Annotated in this window: 12 protein-coding genes; 1 reads left to right on the forward strand and 11 read right to left on the reverse strand. The window is 45.6% G+C overall.

What is annotated here, in order from left to right:
- Positions 1-3: 3 nt before the first annotated feature.
- The 8 genes from NL643_RS01655 to NL643_RS01690 all read right to left on the reverse strand — a co-directional run bounded on the left by NL643_RS01655 (position 4) and on the right by NL643_RS01690 (position 11,421).
- On the reverse strand, positions 4-678 hold the full coding sequence (locus tag NL643_RS01655; RefSeq protein WP_005390505.1) for a TRAP transporter small permease: 675 nt from the start codon (positions 676-678) through the stop codon (positions 4-6).
- Positions 679-748: 70 nt separating this feature from the next.
- Positions 749-1,747 (reverse strand): TRAP transporter substrate-binding protein, encoded by a 999-nt coding sequence (locus NL643_RS01660; protein WP_253643798.1) that lies wholly within the window; start codon positions 1,745-1,747, stop codon positions 749-751.
- Between the two features lie 212 nt (positions 1,748-1,959).
- Positions 1,960-3,429: a protein adenylyltransferase SelO gene (locus NL643_RS01665; RefSeq protein WP_253643799.1), complete on the reverse strand. Its 1,470-nt coding sequence runs from the start codon at positions 3,427-3,429 to the stop codon at positions 1,960-1,962.
- 176 nt (positions 3,430-3,605) lie between these two features.
- Complete coding sequence (locus NL643_RS01670; protein ID WP_253643800.1) at positions 3,606-4,418, reverse strand: sugar transporter; 813 nt, start codon at positions 4,416-4,418, stop codon at positions 3,606-3,608.
- Positions 4,419-4,591: 173 nt separating this feature from the next.
- Entirely contained in the window at positions 4,592-7,576 is a 2,985-nt protein-coding gene (locus tag NL643_RS01675; protein WP_253643801.1) for a M6 family metalloprotease domain-containing protein, read from the reverse strand.
- A gap of 356 nt (positions 7,577-7,932) precedes the next feature.
- Positions 7,933-9,300 (reverse strand): TrkH family potassium uptake protein, encoded by a 1,368-nt coding sequence (locus NL643_RS01680; protein ID WP_182019042.1) that lies wholly within the window; start codon positions 9,298-9,300, stop codon positions 7,933-7,935.
- Complete coding sequence (locus NL643_RS01685; protein ID WP_006742864.1) at positions 9,297-9,959, reverse strand: TrkA family potassium uptake protein; 663 nt, start codon at positions 9,957-9,959, stop codon at positions 9,297-9,299. The genes NL643_RS01680 and NL643_RS01685 overlap by 4 nt, the downstream gene beginning before the upstream one ends.
- A gap of 253 nt (positions 9,960-10,212) precedes the next feature.
- A complete protein-coding gene (locus NL643_RS01690; protein ID WP_253643802.1) occupies positions 10,213-11,421 on the reverse strand; it encodes a DEAD/DEAH box helicase in 1,209 nt (402 codons plus the stop codon).
- Positions 11,422-11,597: 176 nt separating this feature from the next.
- Here NL643_RS01690 and NL643_RS01695 point away from each other — a divergent pair, with 176 nt between their 5' ends.
- On the forward strand, positions 11,598-12,902 hold the full coding sequence (locus NL643_RS01695) for a hemolysin family protein (RefSeq protein WP_082244850.1): 1,305 nt from the start codon (positions 11,598-11,600) through the stop codon (positions 12,900-12,902).
- Positions 12,903-12,911: 9 nt separating this feature from the next.
- Here NL643_RS01695 and NL643_RS01700 read toward each other — a convergent pair whose 3' ends face one another.
- From NL643_RS01700 to NL643_RS01710, 3 genes are all read right to left on the reverse strand, one after another.
- Positions 12,912-13,652 (reverse strand): transglycosylase SLT domain-containing protein, encoded by a 741-nt coding sequence (locus NL643_RS01700; RefSeq protein WP_253643803.1) that lies wholly within the window; start codon positions 13,650-13,652, stop codon positions 12,912-12,914.
- A gap of 220 nt (positions 13,653-13,872) precedes the next feature.
- Positions 13,873-15,117: an NAD(P)/FAD-dependent oxidoreductase gene (locus tag NL643_RS01705; protein WP_253643804.1), complete on the reverse strand. Its 1,245-nt coding sequence runs from the start codon at positions 15,115-15,117 to the stop codon at positions 13,873-13,875.
- 7 nt (positions 15,118-15,124) lie between these two features.
- The gene (locus NL643_RS01710; RefSeq protein WP_253643805.1) at positions 15,125-16,192 is read right to left on the reverse strand and encodes a methyltransferase; all 1,068 of its coding nucleotides are present in this window, start codon (positions 16,190-16,192) and stop codon (positions 15,125-15,127) included.
- Positions 16,193-16,199 lie beyond the last annotated feature (7 nt).

The raw sequence follows: 16,199 nt of genomic DNA on the forward strand, positions 1-16,199 counted from the left end.
GGCTTATTGCTCCTTGCTCTTAGAATTGTCTGAGGCCTTTGGAGCCATAAGATCACCGGCATCACTCATCTCTTCTTGAAGCGCCTCTAGCTCTTCTTCCGCTTCATGCCCTGCAATCAGTCGGTCGAGCTTTCCGGTAGCAATTTGCCATGTTGCCTGAGCAAATCTCAGCGTTAGCAACGCCATACCAAGCGGCAAAGCGAAATAAGGAATAAAACGTGGCAGCTTTTCGTAACGCTCTCCCTCGTTTAACCAATCCGCCATAAACTGAAGCATTTCCGGCATTGGAATATCATCCGTTTCATACCACGCTCGGTCTGTGGCGAACGGATACCAGTAGTTCCAAGAGCCAATTAAAAGCAAAATAGAGAAGGCTAAACAGCATATTGCAGCAAATAACGCCAAGGCTTTTCGTTTGCCCTCTGGCACTATGTTGATGATCACATCAACACCAATATGAAAGTGTTTTTTCACACCGTAAGAAGCGCCGACCAACACCATCCATGCGAACATAAAGACGGTGAGCTCAAGCGCCCAAAGAATATTGTCGTTAAAGACATAACGAAAGATGACATTGGCAAAGGTTAACAAGGTCATGGCACCTAGGAAGAAAGCAATCAAAGTCTCTTCAATGGCATCGGTGATTCGTCCAGCCTTGGCAAAAAAAGTCTGTTCCATAATTACATCACGTCGTCTGTAGGGGAAAAGAGCCCCCTCTAATCGAGAGGGCTAAGCGTGCTAGGCGTTATTATTTTTGGTTAGAAGCCAAAGCGGCTTCGATTAGGTCAAAACCAATGTCTTTTTCAAACTTCTTCCATACTGGTTGAAGTGCAGTGACCCATTCTTGGCGCTGCTCTGGCGTTAACGTACGAACCACACCACCAGCTTCGATGATGTTGTTTTTGTTCGCCAGGTTCACTTTGGTCGACTCAGCATTACGCAGCGCTGTCACCTCTTGGATGATTGTGTTTAGCTGCTCGCGCTGATCGTCTGGTAAGTTTTTCCAGAAGTCGTTTGACGTCACCACTAGGTAATCCAGAATCCCGTGGTTCGTTTCCGTAATGCCATCTTGAACTTCGAAGAACTTTTTGCCGTAGATGTTTGACCAAGTATTTTCTTGACCATCAATAACCTTAGTTTGCAGGCCACCGTACACTTCTTTGAATGACATTTTTTGCGGGTTTGCGCCTAGCTGTTCAAACTGAGCAACGAGAACGTCAGAAGCTTGAACACGGAACTTAAGCCCTTCAGCATCGGCTGGAGAAATGAGCGGCTTGTTAGCTGACATTTGCTTCATGCCATTATGCCAAAACGCAATACCTTGTAGACCACGTCGTTTCATTGAGTTTTTCAGCTTTTCACCGGCTTCAGAGTTTTGGAAGCGGTCAACAGCGTCGACATCGTCGAATAAGAAAGGCAGATCGAAAAGGCGGTACTTTTTGGTGAATTTCTCAAACTTAGAAAGAGAAGGTGCAGCGAGTTGAACATCACCATTTAGTAGTGCTTCCAACACCTTATCATCATCGTAAAGCGTTGAGTTCGGAAACACCTGCATACAGACTTTACCGTTCATCTCTTCGTTAACACGTTTTTCAAGCAACGAAGCCGCAATACCTTTTGGGTGTTTGTCCGCGTTCGTTACATGGCTGAACTTGATGACCGTTTCACCTGGGTCACAATTCGCGGCAGCGTTAAAGCTCGTTACAGCAAGCGCAGAGACAGATAGTAGAGTTAGAGGCTTAAACATTATTATTCTCCTTGTTGAATCACATCCCATCCCGTCCATGAATAACTAGGTATTAGACGATGGGTACGGATGTTCAACAAAGAGCAATTAATGGACCATGTTAAAATTCATATGTATTTCAATAAATTAACAAAACCCATTAACATGAACACAGAGTATAACGAGTGAATTCCACCCAAGAAAAAGATTCAAATGGGTGGGAAATGACCCATTTATGAAGAACAGCTTATCTCCATTTTCTTCCCCCATTCCGGTGGCAATTTCGCGTAATCATCAAACTCGGGTTGCTCATCAAATGGGCGCTTTAACAGTTCGGCCAATCGGTGTGATTCACTAAAGTCCCCTTCTTCCGCTTTATCAATCGCCAACTGAGCCAAGTAGTTACGCAAGATGTATTTGGGATTGGCTTGACGCATCTGTTCGCAACGCTGTTCGGCTGAAATCAGGCCCCCTAGTTCATCAACCTCTAGCTCACATCGAGCTAAGTACAGATCAAGCCAAGCTCGCGCAGCTTCTCGGTCAAGAAACAAGTCGATTACGGCTTGAGAAGAATCAGTATCAAGATTTGAAAGCGTTCTAAAGAAGCGAGTGTAATCCGTGTTATTTTGGTGAAGGAGCTCAAACATTGCTTCAAATAAACGTCCATCTTCCGCGATCTTGGTTTTTAAACCCAACTTCTCACGCATTAGGCGGCTGAACTGCTGACTCAACCGGACTTCAAATTGGCTCAACGACGCTTCTAAATCTTCTCGCTCAACGAGTGGCGATAGCGCATGCGCGAGTGCTGAGAGGTTCCAAAGCGCAATTCTTGGCTGTTGGTCAAATGCATAACGGCCTTGGTAGTCGGAATGATTACAAATATATCCCGGCTCATAATCATCAAGAAAACCAAACGGGCCGTAATCAAACGTTTGACCAAGGATCGACATATTGTCGGTGTTCATTACCCCATGAGCAAACCCATACGCTTGCCAATAAGCAATCATGTCCGCTGTTTTCTGAACAATTTCACCAAACATTGCAGCGTATGGCTTCTCTGCCGATGCACAATCAGCAAAGTGCCACTCGATCACTTTGTCCGCCAGCAACTTCTGCTCTGCCAATTGATTGGTATAGAAAAAATGCTCGAAATGGCCAAAACGCACGTGGGTCTCCGCCATACGAATCAACATTGCGCCGAATTCTGTTTTCTCGCGATAAACCGGCGTGTCACTGACCATCATGCCAAGAGCACGAGTCGTCGGGATCCCAAGCCCTGCCATGGCTTCACTACATAGATACTCACGAATGGTTGAGCGCAACACCGCCCTGCCGTCCCCCATTCGCGAGTAGGGGGTTAGCCCCGCGCCTTTAAGGTGAATATCAAACCAAGTGCCATCTTGATGCTCAATTTCCGCCAACAGCAATCCACGTCCATCGCCCAAGTCTGGGTTGTAAACGCCAAACTGATGTCCTGCGTATTTCATCGCCAAAGGACGAAATTGTTCGAATTGGCTTTGCCCAGAAAAAACCGCCAATAGCTCATCGTTTTGCTCTGCTGGTAAACCAAACTGCTGCGCAAACTCACCATTCCAAGCGACCCAACGAGTATTATCCAAGGGTTGCGGCTCGACCAAAGTATAGAAAGCTGACGGTAATTGGCTAAAGCGATGGGTGAAACTGACCCGTTGCCAAATGGACATGTGGGGTTCCTTAATAAAAAGAAGTACTGATGTCAGTATACGTGTGAACGTCACTGTCATTCAGCCATGAAATGGTCATGGGTATTTTGCGTGAATAACGCGAAGGCGGTAGGAAGGTATTAACCCGCTGCATACCACCTCACAAACGGAAGTGGTATGTAAAAGCGATCAAATGATTAAGCGGAAAACTCTTCACCCGTTTTTGGTGGCTCTGATGGTGTATCAAAACGAGCACGTTCAATATCCACGACTGTTTTATAGCTCAACGATAACAAAGCCAACTGGTACGCACCGAAAATACCATAGGCAACACCCACAAGACTCAGCATGAAGAGGTTAGTAAAGTGACTAAAGATAAGCTGACTGAGCAATCCCGCGCCCAATGGAATTAAGCCCATCAAAATGAATACTTGTTTGTTGTATGGTCTGCTTTGGTTCCACGAACGACGCAAGCTGCGCGGCTGATGATCCATTGCGGTCGCTGGCAACACGAACGACCAGCGCGCCATCACCCAATAGCCCGGAATGCTTGCAACCGTTGTGATAAACGCCATGGCGACAAAATCAGGTTCACCACTTTCTGCAATATAGAGAAACGACAACACAAAGATTGGGATACCAATGACGAGCATCATCATCAACCCAAATAATATCCACCAGCCAATGAAACGGAATTCTCTGGCTGACAAGCGAAATACATCCAACACTGAGTGCATGTAATCGCCAACCAAATAAATTCGGTGTACACGCACAGCCGCCATCGCGGCAACAAGTGGGTATAAAATGATTGTGACGAAATAAAATCCCGCGATGTTTCCTTCTTGAGCGTTCGCTTGATCTTGCCCCGTCATTTCAGGATACATAAACACAAAAATTGAGTGCACGATGATCAATGGAATACAAGCAATGACAATTGCGAGTAGGTTCCTTCTAACCATCACTGCTGCTTCTCGGCATATTGCCGAAACAGAAAAGTCCTCGGTTGACATACAACATCCTTAATTTATAAAAATCTGCCCATAGGGTAACCGCTGAATAGAAAAATCGCTTTAAAAATAATGAGAAACACATCTCATAAGATAATGAGAGGTACTAGGAAGCAAAACGGGTACAAAAATAAGCCACTCAATGTGAGTGGCTTATAACGTAATTCGATATCGTTTTAGACGCGGCGTCGCCAGCCCAATGCAACAAGTAACATCAGAGCCCAATAAGAAACACTGCCACTACCTTCAGAGTTCTTGAATGTCGTTGTTTTCAAAGAAGCGACAACCGTCACGGTCACTTCACCTATTGCGGTAGCACCGTTGCCATCTGAAACCGTGTATTGCAGCTTGATGTTATCAACCGCACTATCCGGAGCTTGAAAACGAATTTTGCCATTTTCTACACTCGCACTTCCCACGCCCGTTAGGTTCTGTACGCTTTCTACAACCAGTTTATCGCCATTCACATCCGAATCATTGCCAGCAGCATCAATCACAATGCTTTCACCAACGGCAACGGTCGCCGTATCTGCTAACGTGACTGGCGCTGCGTTTTGCATGGTTAAATTGACGGTAGCACTGGAGGTTTCATTACTTGGATCAGTAACGGTTAGACGGAATGTCAGAATCTCACCCGCTTTTATACCTTGAGGCACTGTAAAGCTTGCCGTAGCACTGGTCGAATTTCCGATAGAAACTGAAGTACCAGCCAATTGCTCCCATCGGTAGTTCAACACATCGCCATCCGCATCTGTGCTGTTTGCCGCCGACAACGTTATTTTCTGTCCAGCAGTAATCTCCTGGCTATCCACATCGATGAGCGCTTTTGGTGCTTCGTTACTACCAAGTACTTCGACCTGCACGCTCACAACCGAAGACGAATACACGCCATCCGTAGACAGCAAACGATATTGGAAGCTGTCCAAACCAACAAAGTTTGCTTCAGGTTGGTATTGGTTGCCAGAAATGGTGCCGTGCTCAGGCTTCTGCACAATGTCCACATTGAACTGATACCCTATGGCCATGAAATCATTGTCCATCAGGTTCAGATCGATTGGCGTATTCTTATCGGTTTGCAGTGAATCAGCTTTCGCTTCAACAATGTTGTTCACCTCCACATTCAAGAGTGCTGCGAACGGAACATAAGAGAACCCGGCTTGCTCCAAACCAAACGTACCTATCTCGTTGTAATTACCAGTCCACATTGCAGGCAGGGATGATTTTTCAGTTTTTAGTAAGCGGCCAAAGTCAAAGTTCGATTCAAATTCACCGCCTTCTAATTCCACTACTAACAGGTGCTGACCCGCACTTAATTGGCTCGGTTGAGGAAATAAAATTCGGGATGGCTTTTGGAAGCTACCTTGCTGTAAAAGTTCAGCATTGTTCTGATCCAATATTAATCGGTAGCCCACGTTACCTGAGAATGGGAATCGCCATACTCGATAAGTCATGTCACTTTGAGCGCTACTGCTTTGCGCGTAAAGTTGAAGACCATCAAGCTTTGTCTCAGCATTCAAATCCAATGATACCGCCAGAGTGTTACTGCCACTTGCGTACACATAACCTTGGTGAAGAGAGTTTAACCATGCCGATTTATTTGGCTCGTTTATATGCTCAAGAGAAAAACTGCCGCCGTTGGTATTGCTGGCAATGTTGGAAATACGAACCCCAGTATCAAACCCGGCGATCGCTCTCAGACCTGGGGTCGATGTATCTGAAATGACATTGCCACCATTAGGATACAAATCGCCAGCATCACTGCTTCCATCATGTTCTAACTCACTCAGACCATCGGCCTGCATGATTTGAACCTGCATCGCGCCAACATCGTTAAAGCGATTTTGGACATTAACCGACGTCGCTAGTATGCCTTCTGCCGCCAATGCTCGGTCGTAACCGCTAAAGGTACGGTTTTCCAAATAAACGCGTGGGCCAAACTCTTTCAAGTATGGGTCGAGATACACCAGTTTGACATCGTCGTTGTTCACGGAAATAGGCGTCGGGCTTCCATGAGTGACCGTTGGTACAACGAAACCAGCAGCGTGTTTGCTCCACGCACTCATGTTCACTGGCGTGTCTCCTGCGTATGAGTCTCCCGGTTTCTGTGCCCATGAACCACCACCCATCACGCCCCAAGAACCGATCGAGGCATCACTGTTCCTTGCGTACAAATCCGGCAAGCCAAGCATTAAGTGGCCAAGCTCATGTACGATCACGCCTAACGTCGCTTGATGATCAACTTGGTAGTCAGCAAACACACAATAATCGGCAATTTTTTTTCCATCTAGTGTCACATCGTCGTGAGAGAATTTATGAGGCCAAATAGAAGGACGATCAAGGAATCCGGTTGAACGATCGCCACCCGCAAAAATAAACATAACTGAGAGTTCTGACGGTTCTACGGTACCATTTTGATTGCTGTCGTAAGCCGAAAGATTAAAGTACGGATCCAGTTTTTGATACGCTTCGGTGAAGACCGCATTCAACTTGGCAGTGCAAGTCTTGTCAGTTGAGCTAGAGTGGCAATTTGGGTGGCTTTGCGCCACGGTCACATTGATCACACCATCATTCGCGGCACCATAACTCTCAATCGCAGGGACAACTTTGAATTTCCCTTGAGAGTTTTTATCAAAATAATCGACAACGCTTTGGCCATCGGTATTAAACACACGTTGTTCGAAGTCATGCACCATCGCTTGATCATCAAAGGAGACTTGCACAACCAACAGTGGTTGTTGCTTCATCGATGAGCTACTCATCGCCTGATAACCTTGCGCCGAACGCAATAGATTTTGGCGCGCCATCGGTTCAATGGTTTTTAGAGAAGATAACTGCGGCTTAACTTGTAGATCCGGGCGAAACTTCGCCGATTCAGGCGCATCACTAGATTGAGTTTTAGCAACACCCGTCGAGCGCAACGTTGGGATGTCTGACTCGCGCTGAATCTGTGCAAACAACCAAATGCCATCTTCATGAACCAAGGCATTACCTTGTTTATCTTCAAACCAGTGGAAATCGGCAGTGCCGCGTAAAATTGCCTCACTAGAGGTACCATCGCTCAACGCAATAGTATGCCAAACTGGTGATGGCGGAGTAGTTGCCATGCTCTTACCTGCAAGAAGCGCAGTTAGCATAGTCAAGGCGAGTGTGTTGAACTTCAAAGTACGGCTCCATCTTTTCGATTCGTTTAATTCCAAGCACAGCCAGTACACAGTAACCCATAAACATAGAATGAGGTTAAGTGGCTAACGACTAAGGCTGGTATCAATTCGCTCAGATAACACAATATTATTTAGCATCACGTTACAAAAGCGTCGGATGCCCAAATACTTTTGTAAGTGTGGCTTCCGAGGGTATAAATTGAGTGAATGAATAGTATCGAAACAAAAGGAAGAAGAAATAAACTTCTGCGACTTTGTAGATAAAATTGGGCAACGTCCCACATATTTTATAAATGTACGAGCACTGCTATTAATCAGTGCTCGTTATGGTCGGTGGGGTGCTAATAAACGCTACTTTACCCTGTAAGAACGGCGTCTTCTGGGTATTTGATTAAGGTAGGTTCAGGGCGGGCCAACATGTAGGCAAGCGTGAGTGGCCCGATACGACCAATGATCATTACCACGATCATAATGTACTTGCCAGGTTCAGAAAGCTCTGCCGTCAAACCAGCGGTAAGTCCTACCGTCGCAAATGCGGAAATGGTTTCAAACATGACCTTATCAAAGCTTGCCTTCTCTGTGAGCATCAATAAAAACATCGCGCTTGTCAGAATGGCGCCGCTCACAACGATAATGGCGAGTGACTTAGTCACGGTTTGCCAGTTTACGGTTCGTTTAAACATAACCACGTGTTTCTTTTGGCGCAAAAAGGTCCACGTAGCCATGAACGCAACGGCAAATGTGGAAACCTTAATACCGCCCCCCGTTGAGGTGGACCCAGCACCAATCAACATCAAAACAATCATGATCAATAACGCTGGCTGGGTAAACTGCGCCAAGTCGACACTGTTGAATCCGGCCGTTCGAGCACTAGCGGATTGGAAGAATGCCGCCAACCATTGACCCGCCAAAGGTAACGATTCCATTGTATTTGGATTACTCCGCTCGAGTAACCAAAACATCACCGTCCCAACAAAGAGCAATATCGGAGTCGCGATAAGCATGATTTTGGTATGAAGATGCAAAAAGTGGAAACCTTTACGCCAGTTCAGCCAGATGTCTCCGACAACAGTAAAACCAAGCCCACCAAAAATGAATAACCCGGCCAGGGTAAAGATGACCAGCGGGTCATTCACAAAGCTCATCATACTGTCTGAAAACAGAGCAAACCCTGCGTTGTTAAACGCAGAAATCGCATGAAATAACGCGTAAAACATGCCAGTTTGCCAGCCCATTTCAGGAACCCAACGAACGGAAAGGAAAATAAACCCAATAGATTCTGCGACAAGCGCAAAAATCACAATCCGCTTCACCAGTCGGTTTAAGTTGACCTGTCGATCTTGCCCTAGCGCTTCTTTCGCTAACGCTTGCTGGCGTAAGCTTAAACGCACACCAAACATATAGAGTAAAACCGCCGACAACGTCATCTGTCCCAACCCACCGATTTGCATTAAAAACATCAGCAAGATTTTTCCGGCTAACGTAAAGTGCTGCCCGGTATCGACAACACCAAGCCCTGTCACACTTATGGCGGATGTTGCGGTAAACAAAGCGTCCGTTATCGAAAGGCCTGTAACAGAAAAAACTGGCAAGGTTAACAGCACGGCAGAAGGCAGCAACACACCGAGAAAACTCAGCAATATAATCCGCGGCTCGTTACCCTTGGCTTTTTCTCGTTTACCATCTGGCGCGTAAAAAACGCCTTTTTGATGAAACTGCGTCATAGTGATTTTAATTTATTTGCCAGCGCATCTTGCGGGCCAACCACAATAATGAGATCGCCAATTTCCAGCTTGGTATTAAGGTCTGGCGCCTTGGTTATTTCTGGGCCCCGTTTAAACCCGAGTACTTGCACACCGTCGACTTTGCACAGTGCTAGGTCACTTAATGTCTTACCCATCCAACGAGATCCAATCACAAACTCCGTCATGGCTAAGCCACTACCTAAAGGGTGGAACTCAAGAACCCGTTTATCGAGCATTTTACGCGCGACACGTATCCCCATGTCACGTTCAGGCATGATAATGTGGTCCGCACCAATCTTTTGCAGGACACGCGCTTGAAATCGATCGTTGGCTTTAACCCATACTGACTTCACTCCCGCTTCTTTGGCGATCAGTGTGGCGAGAATACTAGCGTTAACGTCCGCTCCGATAGCAATCATCACCATGTCGTAATCATCAAGCTTAAGCTCAGCAACCGTCTCTTCGTGAGTACAATTAGCCACAATTGCCTGACTAACAAAACTAGCAGCTTCTTTGACTCTGTCTTCGTTGATATCAACCGCTAAAACTTGAGCTCCTGAATCTTGTAGCTCTTTACACACTGCCAAACCAAATCGGCCAAGACCAATAACGGCGAATTGCTTATCACCTGTTTTCATTTATGCCTCATCTTATGCATTCACTAGCAAGCGAAAAAGTCTGCGCCCATTCCTAACCTTGTGCAAACCTGAGGACAGAGAATTGACAAAAGCTTTACGAAAGCTGACTCACTTTGAGTGTTAAGCGTATGACATAAATTAATTTTTTTCCTCATTACGGCATAAAAGCCAACACTGTCAACCCATGAGTGAGTCTCCCTAAAACGCAAAAAGCCGCAACAATGCGGCTTTTGGATCGTAGAGATAAAACAGGCTATTTTGATTCGCGCTTATCGTGCGGTTTACGCTTGTTCTTAGGTACGTAATTTAAAATAGAAATCGGCACTGGCTTTCTTGGTGCAAAGCCGTCAATTTCCACTCGCTCTAGCAAGTGCCCTAAACGGCTCTCGATCATACAAAGGTTTTTAAAGTCATCTTTTGAGACTAATGAGATCGCTTCACCTTGTGCGCTAGCACGACCGGTACGACCAATACGGTGTACATATTCATCTGCTGGATACGGCAAGTCATAGTTAATAACAACGGGCAAGTTATCGATATCAATACCGCGCGCTGCAACACCAGTTGCAACTAGGTACTGGATTTCACCGGCTTTGAACTTTTCTATTAATTCCTGGCGAACACGCTGATTACGGCCACTGTGAAACGCTTCAGCCACAATGCCACGCTTTTCAAGTTGGCTAACAAGCTTGGCAGCACCGTGTTTGGTTTCAATAAATACCAGTACTTGCGACCAGTCGTTTTCTTTGAGCATGTGACTTAACAGCGACGACTTCATGTCCTTATCGACGGTGGTGATCCACTGCTTGATGTTCGACTTAGATGCACTGTGTTTTGCAATCGTGATCTCTTCAGGATCAATAATCGCGTTTTTCGCCAAATCACGAACAGGGTTAGATAGCGTTGCCGAGAACAGCAGACTTTGAACATGTTCTGGCATGCAATCAACGATCTTATCGATCGCATCGATGAATCCCATGTCCAACATCTTGTCCGCTTCATCAAGCACTAGCATTTCCACTTCATCAAAGTGAATAGCGCGTTGACCGTACAGGTCAATCAAACGTCCCGGCGTACTTACCACAATATCGACACCCTCGATCAAGGCTTGTTTTTGTGGCGCATAATCCACACCACCAAACATCGCCATTGAGCGCAGCGGTAAGTTTTTACCATAAGCTTCAATGCTTTGATGAACCTGAAGCGCAAGTTCGCGTGTGGGCGTAAGAATAATAGCGCGAGCACGTTTTTTACGTTGAGTTTCGCCTTGACTAAGCTTTTCTAAGATTGGTAGAACAAAACTGGCCGTTTTACCTGTCCCCGTTTGTGCTGCAGCAATTAAGTTGCTACCACGCAGTACGATTGGAATGGCTTTTTGTTGGATAGAGGTCGGTTTTTCATAACCTAGCGCTTTTACTGCATCAGTAATCGATGCGCTTAAACCAAGCTTAGAAAATGGCATAGAAACGTCTCAACAGAGGAAATGGGCGCGTAGTGTATCAGAATCCCAGTGAAGTAACAGAAGGATTCATGCACGTAGAGCCCGATAATAGAGCGCTGCATGATTTACTCGCAACATCACATTTCTTGCGCGTGAATCTAGTTATGCTGCTAACGTGTACATTACTGGGAAACGTTATGGACGTATTACTGCTGGTTGGATTAATCGCACTCAATGGCGCGTTTGCTATGTCAGAGATCGCTCTAGTCGCAGCCAAAAGCGGAAGGCTAAAATTAATTGCAGAACACAACGCCTCTGCCGCTTTAGCGCTCGAACTTAAAAACAATCCGACTCAGTTTCTTTCCACGATCCAAATAGGCATTACCGTCATCGGGCTATTAAGTGGTATTTTTGGTGAAGCAACGCTTTCAGTACCATTCGAAAATTGGTTAGTAACCCAAGGGCTAGAAAGAGAGATAGCAACGGTACTTTCAACGACGAGCGTCGTGCTCATGATCACCTACTTCGCGATTGTGGTGGGAGAACTCGTTCCCAAGCGCTTTGCACAAAACAACGCAGAAACCATCGCTATTATCGTAGCTTATCCGATCCACTGGCTCGCCAAGCTCACCACTCCTTTTGTCTTCTTATTGACGTTTTCAACCGATACTTTTCTCCGATTATTGCGTCAAAACGACAGCAACGGTGAGATTGTTACCGAGGAGGATATTTTTGCTATTGTTAGCGAAGGCTCTGAGTCCGGTGCGATTGAGCCACAAGAGCAATTGATGATTCGCAACTTACTCCACCTTAACGATCGTTTAGCATTATCGTTAATGACACCACGGTGCGATATCCATTACCTAGATGCCAACCAACCTATTGATGTCATCCTTACTGACCTTCGCCAAACCCAACACTCCGTATGGCCAGTCTGTAAGGGTAGTTTGGACAATATTATTGGCACCATTTCATCCAAAGTCCTGCTCGATGAATATGACGAATTGTCTATCAGTAAACTGGCTAAACAGCTCAAGCGTCCGCGTTTTGTACCCGAGTCCATGAAAGGGTTACCTCTCCTTAACTACATGCAACAAACCAGTGCGGAAATGGTCTTTATTGTCGATGAGTATGGTGATGTACAAGGCCTAGTAACCCTTTACGACTTGTTAAAGTCAATTGCTGGAGAACTGGGCATGGCGCCACAGCAAGTGTGGGCCAAACAACAAAAAGATGGCAGTTGGTTGATGGACGCGTTGATCCCGCTCAATGAGCTCAAGAACAAACTCGAACTGAGCAGCATAGAAGGCGAAGAGCGAGAAGGCTTTCAAACATTAAATGGGCTTTTGACATGGCTTTATGGTCGAGTCCCAAATGTTGGGGAGCACATTCACTACCAAGGTTGGCGATTTGACATACTCCTCGTTAAAAAACATCGCATTATGCAAGTCAGAGTCACCAAAGACATCGATACACCAACTAACAATAGCGAAGTGGAATAAAGCGCGGCCCTATCCCATCAAATTGGGCTGTAAACCTTTCTCTAGTTTTTTCCGTACTTTATAGGAAACATCATTAAGCGTGATTTTTCCTGTATTGTGACGATCGATACCCGCATTTTGTCGGTATGCAATCGAGCCTTGCTTGAACAAAACGAAAGAAGACGGTTTGCCAATCGCAGCAGGATAGAGAATTGCCATATACGCATCTTCCAAGCTATTGATTTTATGGCGATATGGCCAGTAATAGGCTTTTACATAGTCAAGTTGCTCAACCGCGCTCATCCTCGCAAGAGTTTTCGTACTCACTCCTAATGACTCAGCGGTAGAGGGCATAAATTGAATTAACCCTGTCGCCCCACTTCCTGAACCATTTTTGATGCTTGGACTGAAGGTTTCAGCGGTTTCAAATGCCATGCAGGCCATCAGATGATTAGGGTTGATCTCCAGCTCTTCACTAATACGGATGACTTTGCATTTGAACTCTGGAGAAACTTTGCCTCCCCACGCCACCGCGTTCTCGGGATCAACAACCGAAGAGACCGTTGACGCGTCGTGTTCTTTGACAATTCGAGAAAGTAAAGGAAGTGTTTGGCGCAGTCGATGGTTCGAACTCACCAAGCGAATTGATTTGGCAAGAAACTCATCTTTTTTTTGGTGCAGTTTTTGGAACTTTACTAATTTATACAGTTGCTTATAAACCGTTTTCACAACGAAGCCGGATTTAGGGAACACTCCCAAAATGTAATCCATTTCCTACACGTTTAATATAAATATCAGCAACAATGAGTATGTATGTGATCATAATCACTATAAATTTTCTCAAATTCGATACACCTCGAAACAAGTGGTCAAGATGTCTCCAGTAAGCTCGAAGTACAAATAAAAAGGTATTGTCGAGAATAAAAAAGGTCTTACCAATTTCTCGGTAAGACCTAGGTTTACGCATCCTCAGCTAAGAGAATTTATACTCTTACAGTTCCGCTTCTCGAACCAGCTCAGCGAGCGTCGACAAACGTTGTTCGCTTTGTTTTACGTAAGGGTTGTTTGTATCCCAAGCGTACCCAGCCAAAATCGCGCTAATCATCTGCTTAATACGTGGATTCGGGTTTTGGTAGAAAATCACATCTTGCAATGTGCCGTTGTACCACCCCTCCACATAAGTACGGAATGTGTTCACCCCCACCATCAAGCGTTCCGAATACTCTTCTTGCCAGTCAACCACTTCACCATTTAATTGACGAGCTACACAATCGGCCGCAAATTCCGCTGACTTCATGGCAATAGTAACGCCAGATGAAAACACAGGATCAAGAAACTCGCCGGCATTACCAAGCAGTGCGTAGTTTTCTGTCGCTAAGCGTTTGACGTTCGCTGAATAGCCACCCAACTCTCCTGTTGGATTTGGGTAATTCGCATTTCGCAACAAAGAAGCCAACCCCGGCTCTTCATTCGCCAACTGCTGCAAAGCTGCAAGCTTATCTTCTGGATATTGCTCGAAAAACTCAGGCTCACCCACCACACCAAACGAACATGTACCATTCGAGAATGGAATTAGCCAGTACCATACATCGTGATTTTCAGGATGCACGGAAATCAGAATTTTATTACGATCGTACTCTGGCTCTTGTGGAGAGATACGATCTTCAATGTGAGTAAATATCGCTTTTCTTGGAGGAAGACAAGAAGGCTCTTCAAGATCCAACAAGCGTGGCAAAACACGGCCAAAACCACTCGCATCCAAAACAAAATCAGCTTCGATTTGATAGGTCTGTTTATTCGGCCCAACAACTTCTAAGCGCGATTTTTTGCCTTCAAACGCCAAGCTAACTAGCTCATGTTGATAACGAATATCGACGCCCTGCTCTGCGGCACTGTCGGCGAGCACTTTATCAAAACTGGCACGTTGCACCTGAAACGTCGTACCCGGCCCTGGGGTATATTTGTCCGTAAAATCGAACTGGGTGTAAACACCATTGCGACGAAATGCAGCGCCATCTTTATATTGGAAGCCAAACTGCTTTACCGCATTGGTCATTCCGGCTTGCTCGACAACTTCCATACATGCAGGAAGCAGGCTTTCTCCGATAGAGAAACGTGGAAAGGTGGCTTTTTCTATGACAACGACATCTATGCCACGCGATTTTAATAACGCAGAAACGGTGGAGCCAGATGGGCCCGCTCCTACGACGACAACTTGCTTGAGCTCTGTTTTCATTCTGAATTTAGTTTGCTTGTAGTTTTAATAAGGTGTGACCAAGGCCAATGTTGTCGGTTCTTTCGGCGACAGATAAACCGGCCGCTTCGACAATTTCTAAGAAATCATCACTGCGATAAAAACGACTATTGCCGTTGGCTAAACAGGTAAAGTAGAGAGAGGTTGCATTAAGACTATAGGAAGCACCCGCGTATTTTTGGGCATCCCAAAATAGCTCCAATACGTAAATAGTATCTCCCTTCGTTAACTGGGCTTTGACTTTTTTAAGGATATTTAGGATCTCAATTGGTGAAAAGCAATCCAAGAACTGGCTCATCCACCATACGTCAGCATGCTCAGGCAATGTTTGTGCTTTATCAAGCATGTTGGCAGGGTATGGACGTACACGCTCGGCGAACTGGTTTTCTGAGACATTTGACATCGCAACTTCTAATTGCTGCGGCAAATCGACAATAGTAACTTCAACATCAGGATCATGCTTACAACACTGAATAGCCCATTTCCCGGTATTTCCGCCAATATCCACTAGGTGCTTTGGCTTGCTTGCAAACACTTCTTTAAGCAGTAATGGAAACGAGCGATCCGAATAGAAGTGATCGAACTTAAACCAACTCTGCTTGGCTTGATGTGGCAGCGTCGACAGACCTTGATAAATCGTCTCCCAATTGCCCAACTCTTTCAAACCTGAAGGCTTACCTTCTTGAATCGCTTCCGTCAGATGCATCATCGCGGCGTAACAGACATCAGCCGTAAAATCCATGTTTGCGTTCGTCATACCATCGTGAAGAAGGTAAAAACCAAGGTTCGCAAGCGAATAGTTAGGTCTTTCCCATAAAACAATATGTGCGCTAATCGCCATATCCAACAATACTTTGACACCATATTCTGACACGCCCGTTTTCTCGGCAATGTCCGTGGCACTCATGCCTTGTGAACCGGCGCTGTCTAGCGCGGCTAAAATACCTAAATCTCGGAGCGTTCTGGCGGTCTGGAACACGATTGGTGCAAAAGATAACTTCTGAGCTTCTGTTTTTGCTTCAAAAGCATTAAAAGGGTCATTATTTTGATTTAACACGGAAAAA

It is taken from the genome of Vibrio sp. Y42_MX_L11, from assembly GCF_024181785.1.
GTDB classification, from domain to species: Bacteria; Pseudomonadota; Gammaproteobacteria; order Enterobacterales; family Vibrionaceae; genus Vibrio; species Vibrio diabolicus.

Coding starts and splice junctions, on each gene's coding strand:
- NL643_RS01700 (WP_253643803.1), bottom strand. CDS start 13,652: ATGGATTACATTTTGGGAGTGTTCCCTAAATCCGGCTTCGTTGTGAAA.
- NL643_RS01705 (WP_253643804.1), bottom strand. CDS start 15,117: ATGAAAACAGAGCTCAAGCAAGTTGTCGTCGTAGGAGCGGGCCCATCT.
- NL643_RS01690 (WP_253643802.1), bottom strand. CDS start 11,421: ATGCCATTTTCTAAGCTTGGTTTAAGCGCATCGATTACTGATGCAGTA.
- NL643_RS01655 (WP_005390505.1), bottom strand. CDS start 678: ATGGAACAGACTTTTTTTGCCAAGGCTGGACGAATCACCGATGCCATT.
- NL643_RS01665 (WP_253643799.1), bottom strand. CDS start 3,429: ATGTCCATTTGGCAACGGGTCAGTTTCACCCATCGCTTTAGCCAATTA.
- NL643_RS01680 (WP_182019042.1), bottom strand. CDS start 9,300: ATGACGCAGTTTCATCAAAAAGGCGTTTTTTACGCGCCAGATGGTAAA.
- NL643_RS01660 (WP_253643798.1), bottom strand. CDS start 1,747: ATGTTTAAGCCTCTAACTCTACTATCTGTCTCTGCGCTTGCTGTAACG.
- NL643_RS01670 (WP_253643800.1), bottom strand. CDS start 4,418: ATGTCAACCGAGGACTTTTCTGTTTCGGCAATATGCCGAGAAGCAGCA.
- NL643_RS01685 (WP_006742864.1), bottom strand. CDS start 9,959: ATGAAAACAGGTGATAAGCAATTCGCCGTTATTGGTCTTGGCCGATTT.
- NL643_RS01695 (WP_082244850.1), top strand. CDS start 11,598: ATGGACGTATTACTGCTGGTTGGATTAATCGCACTCAATGGCGCGTTT.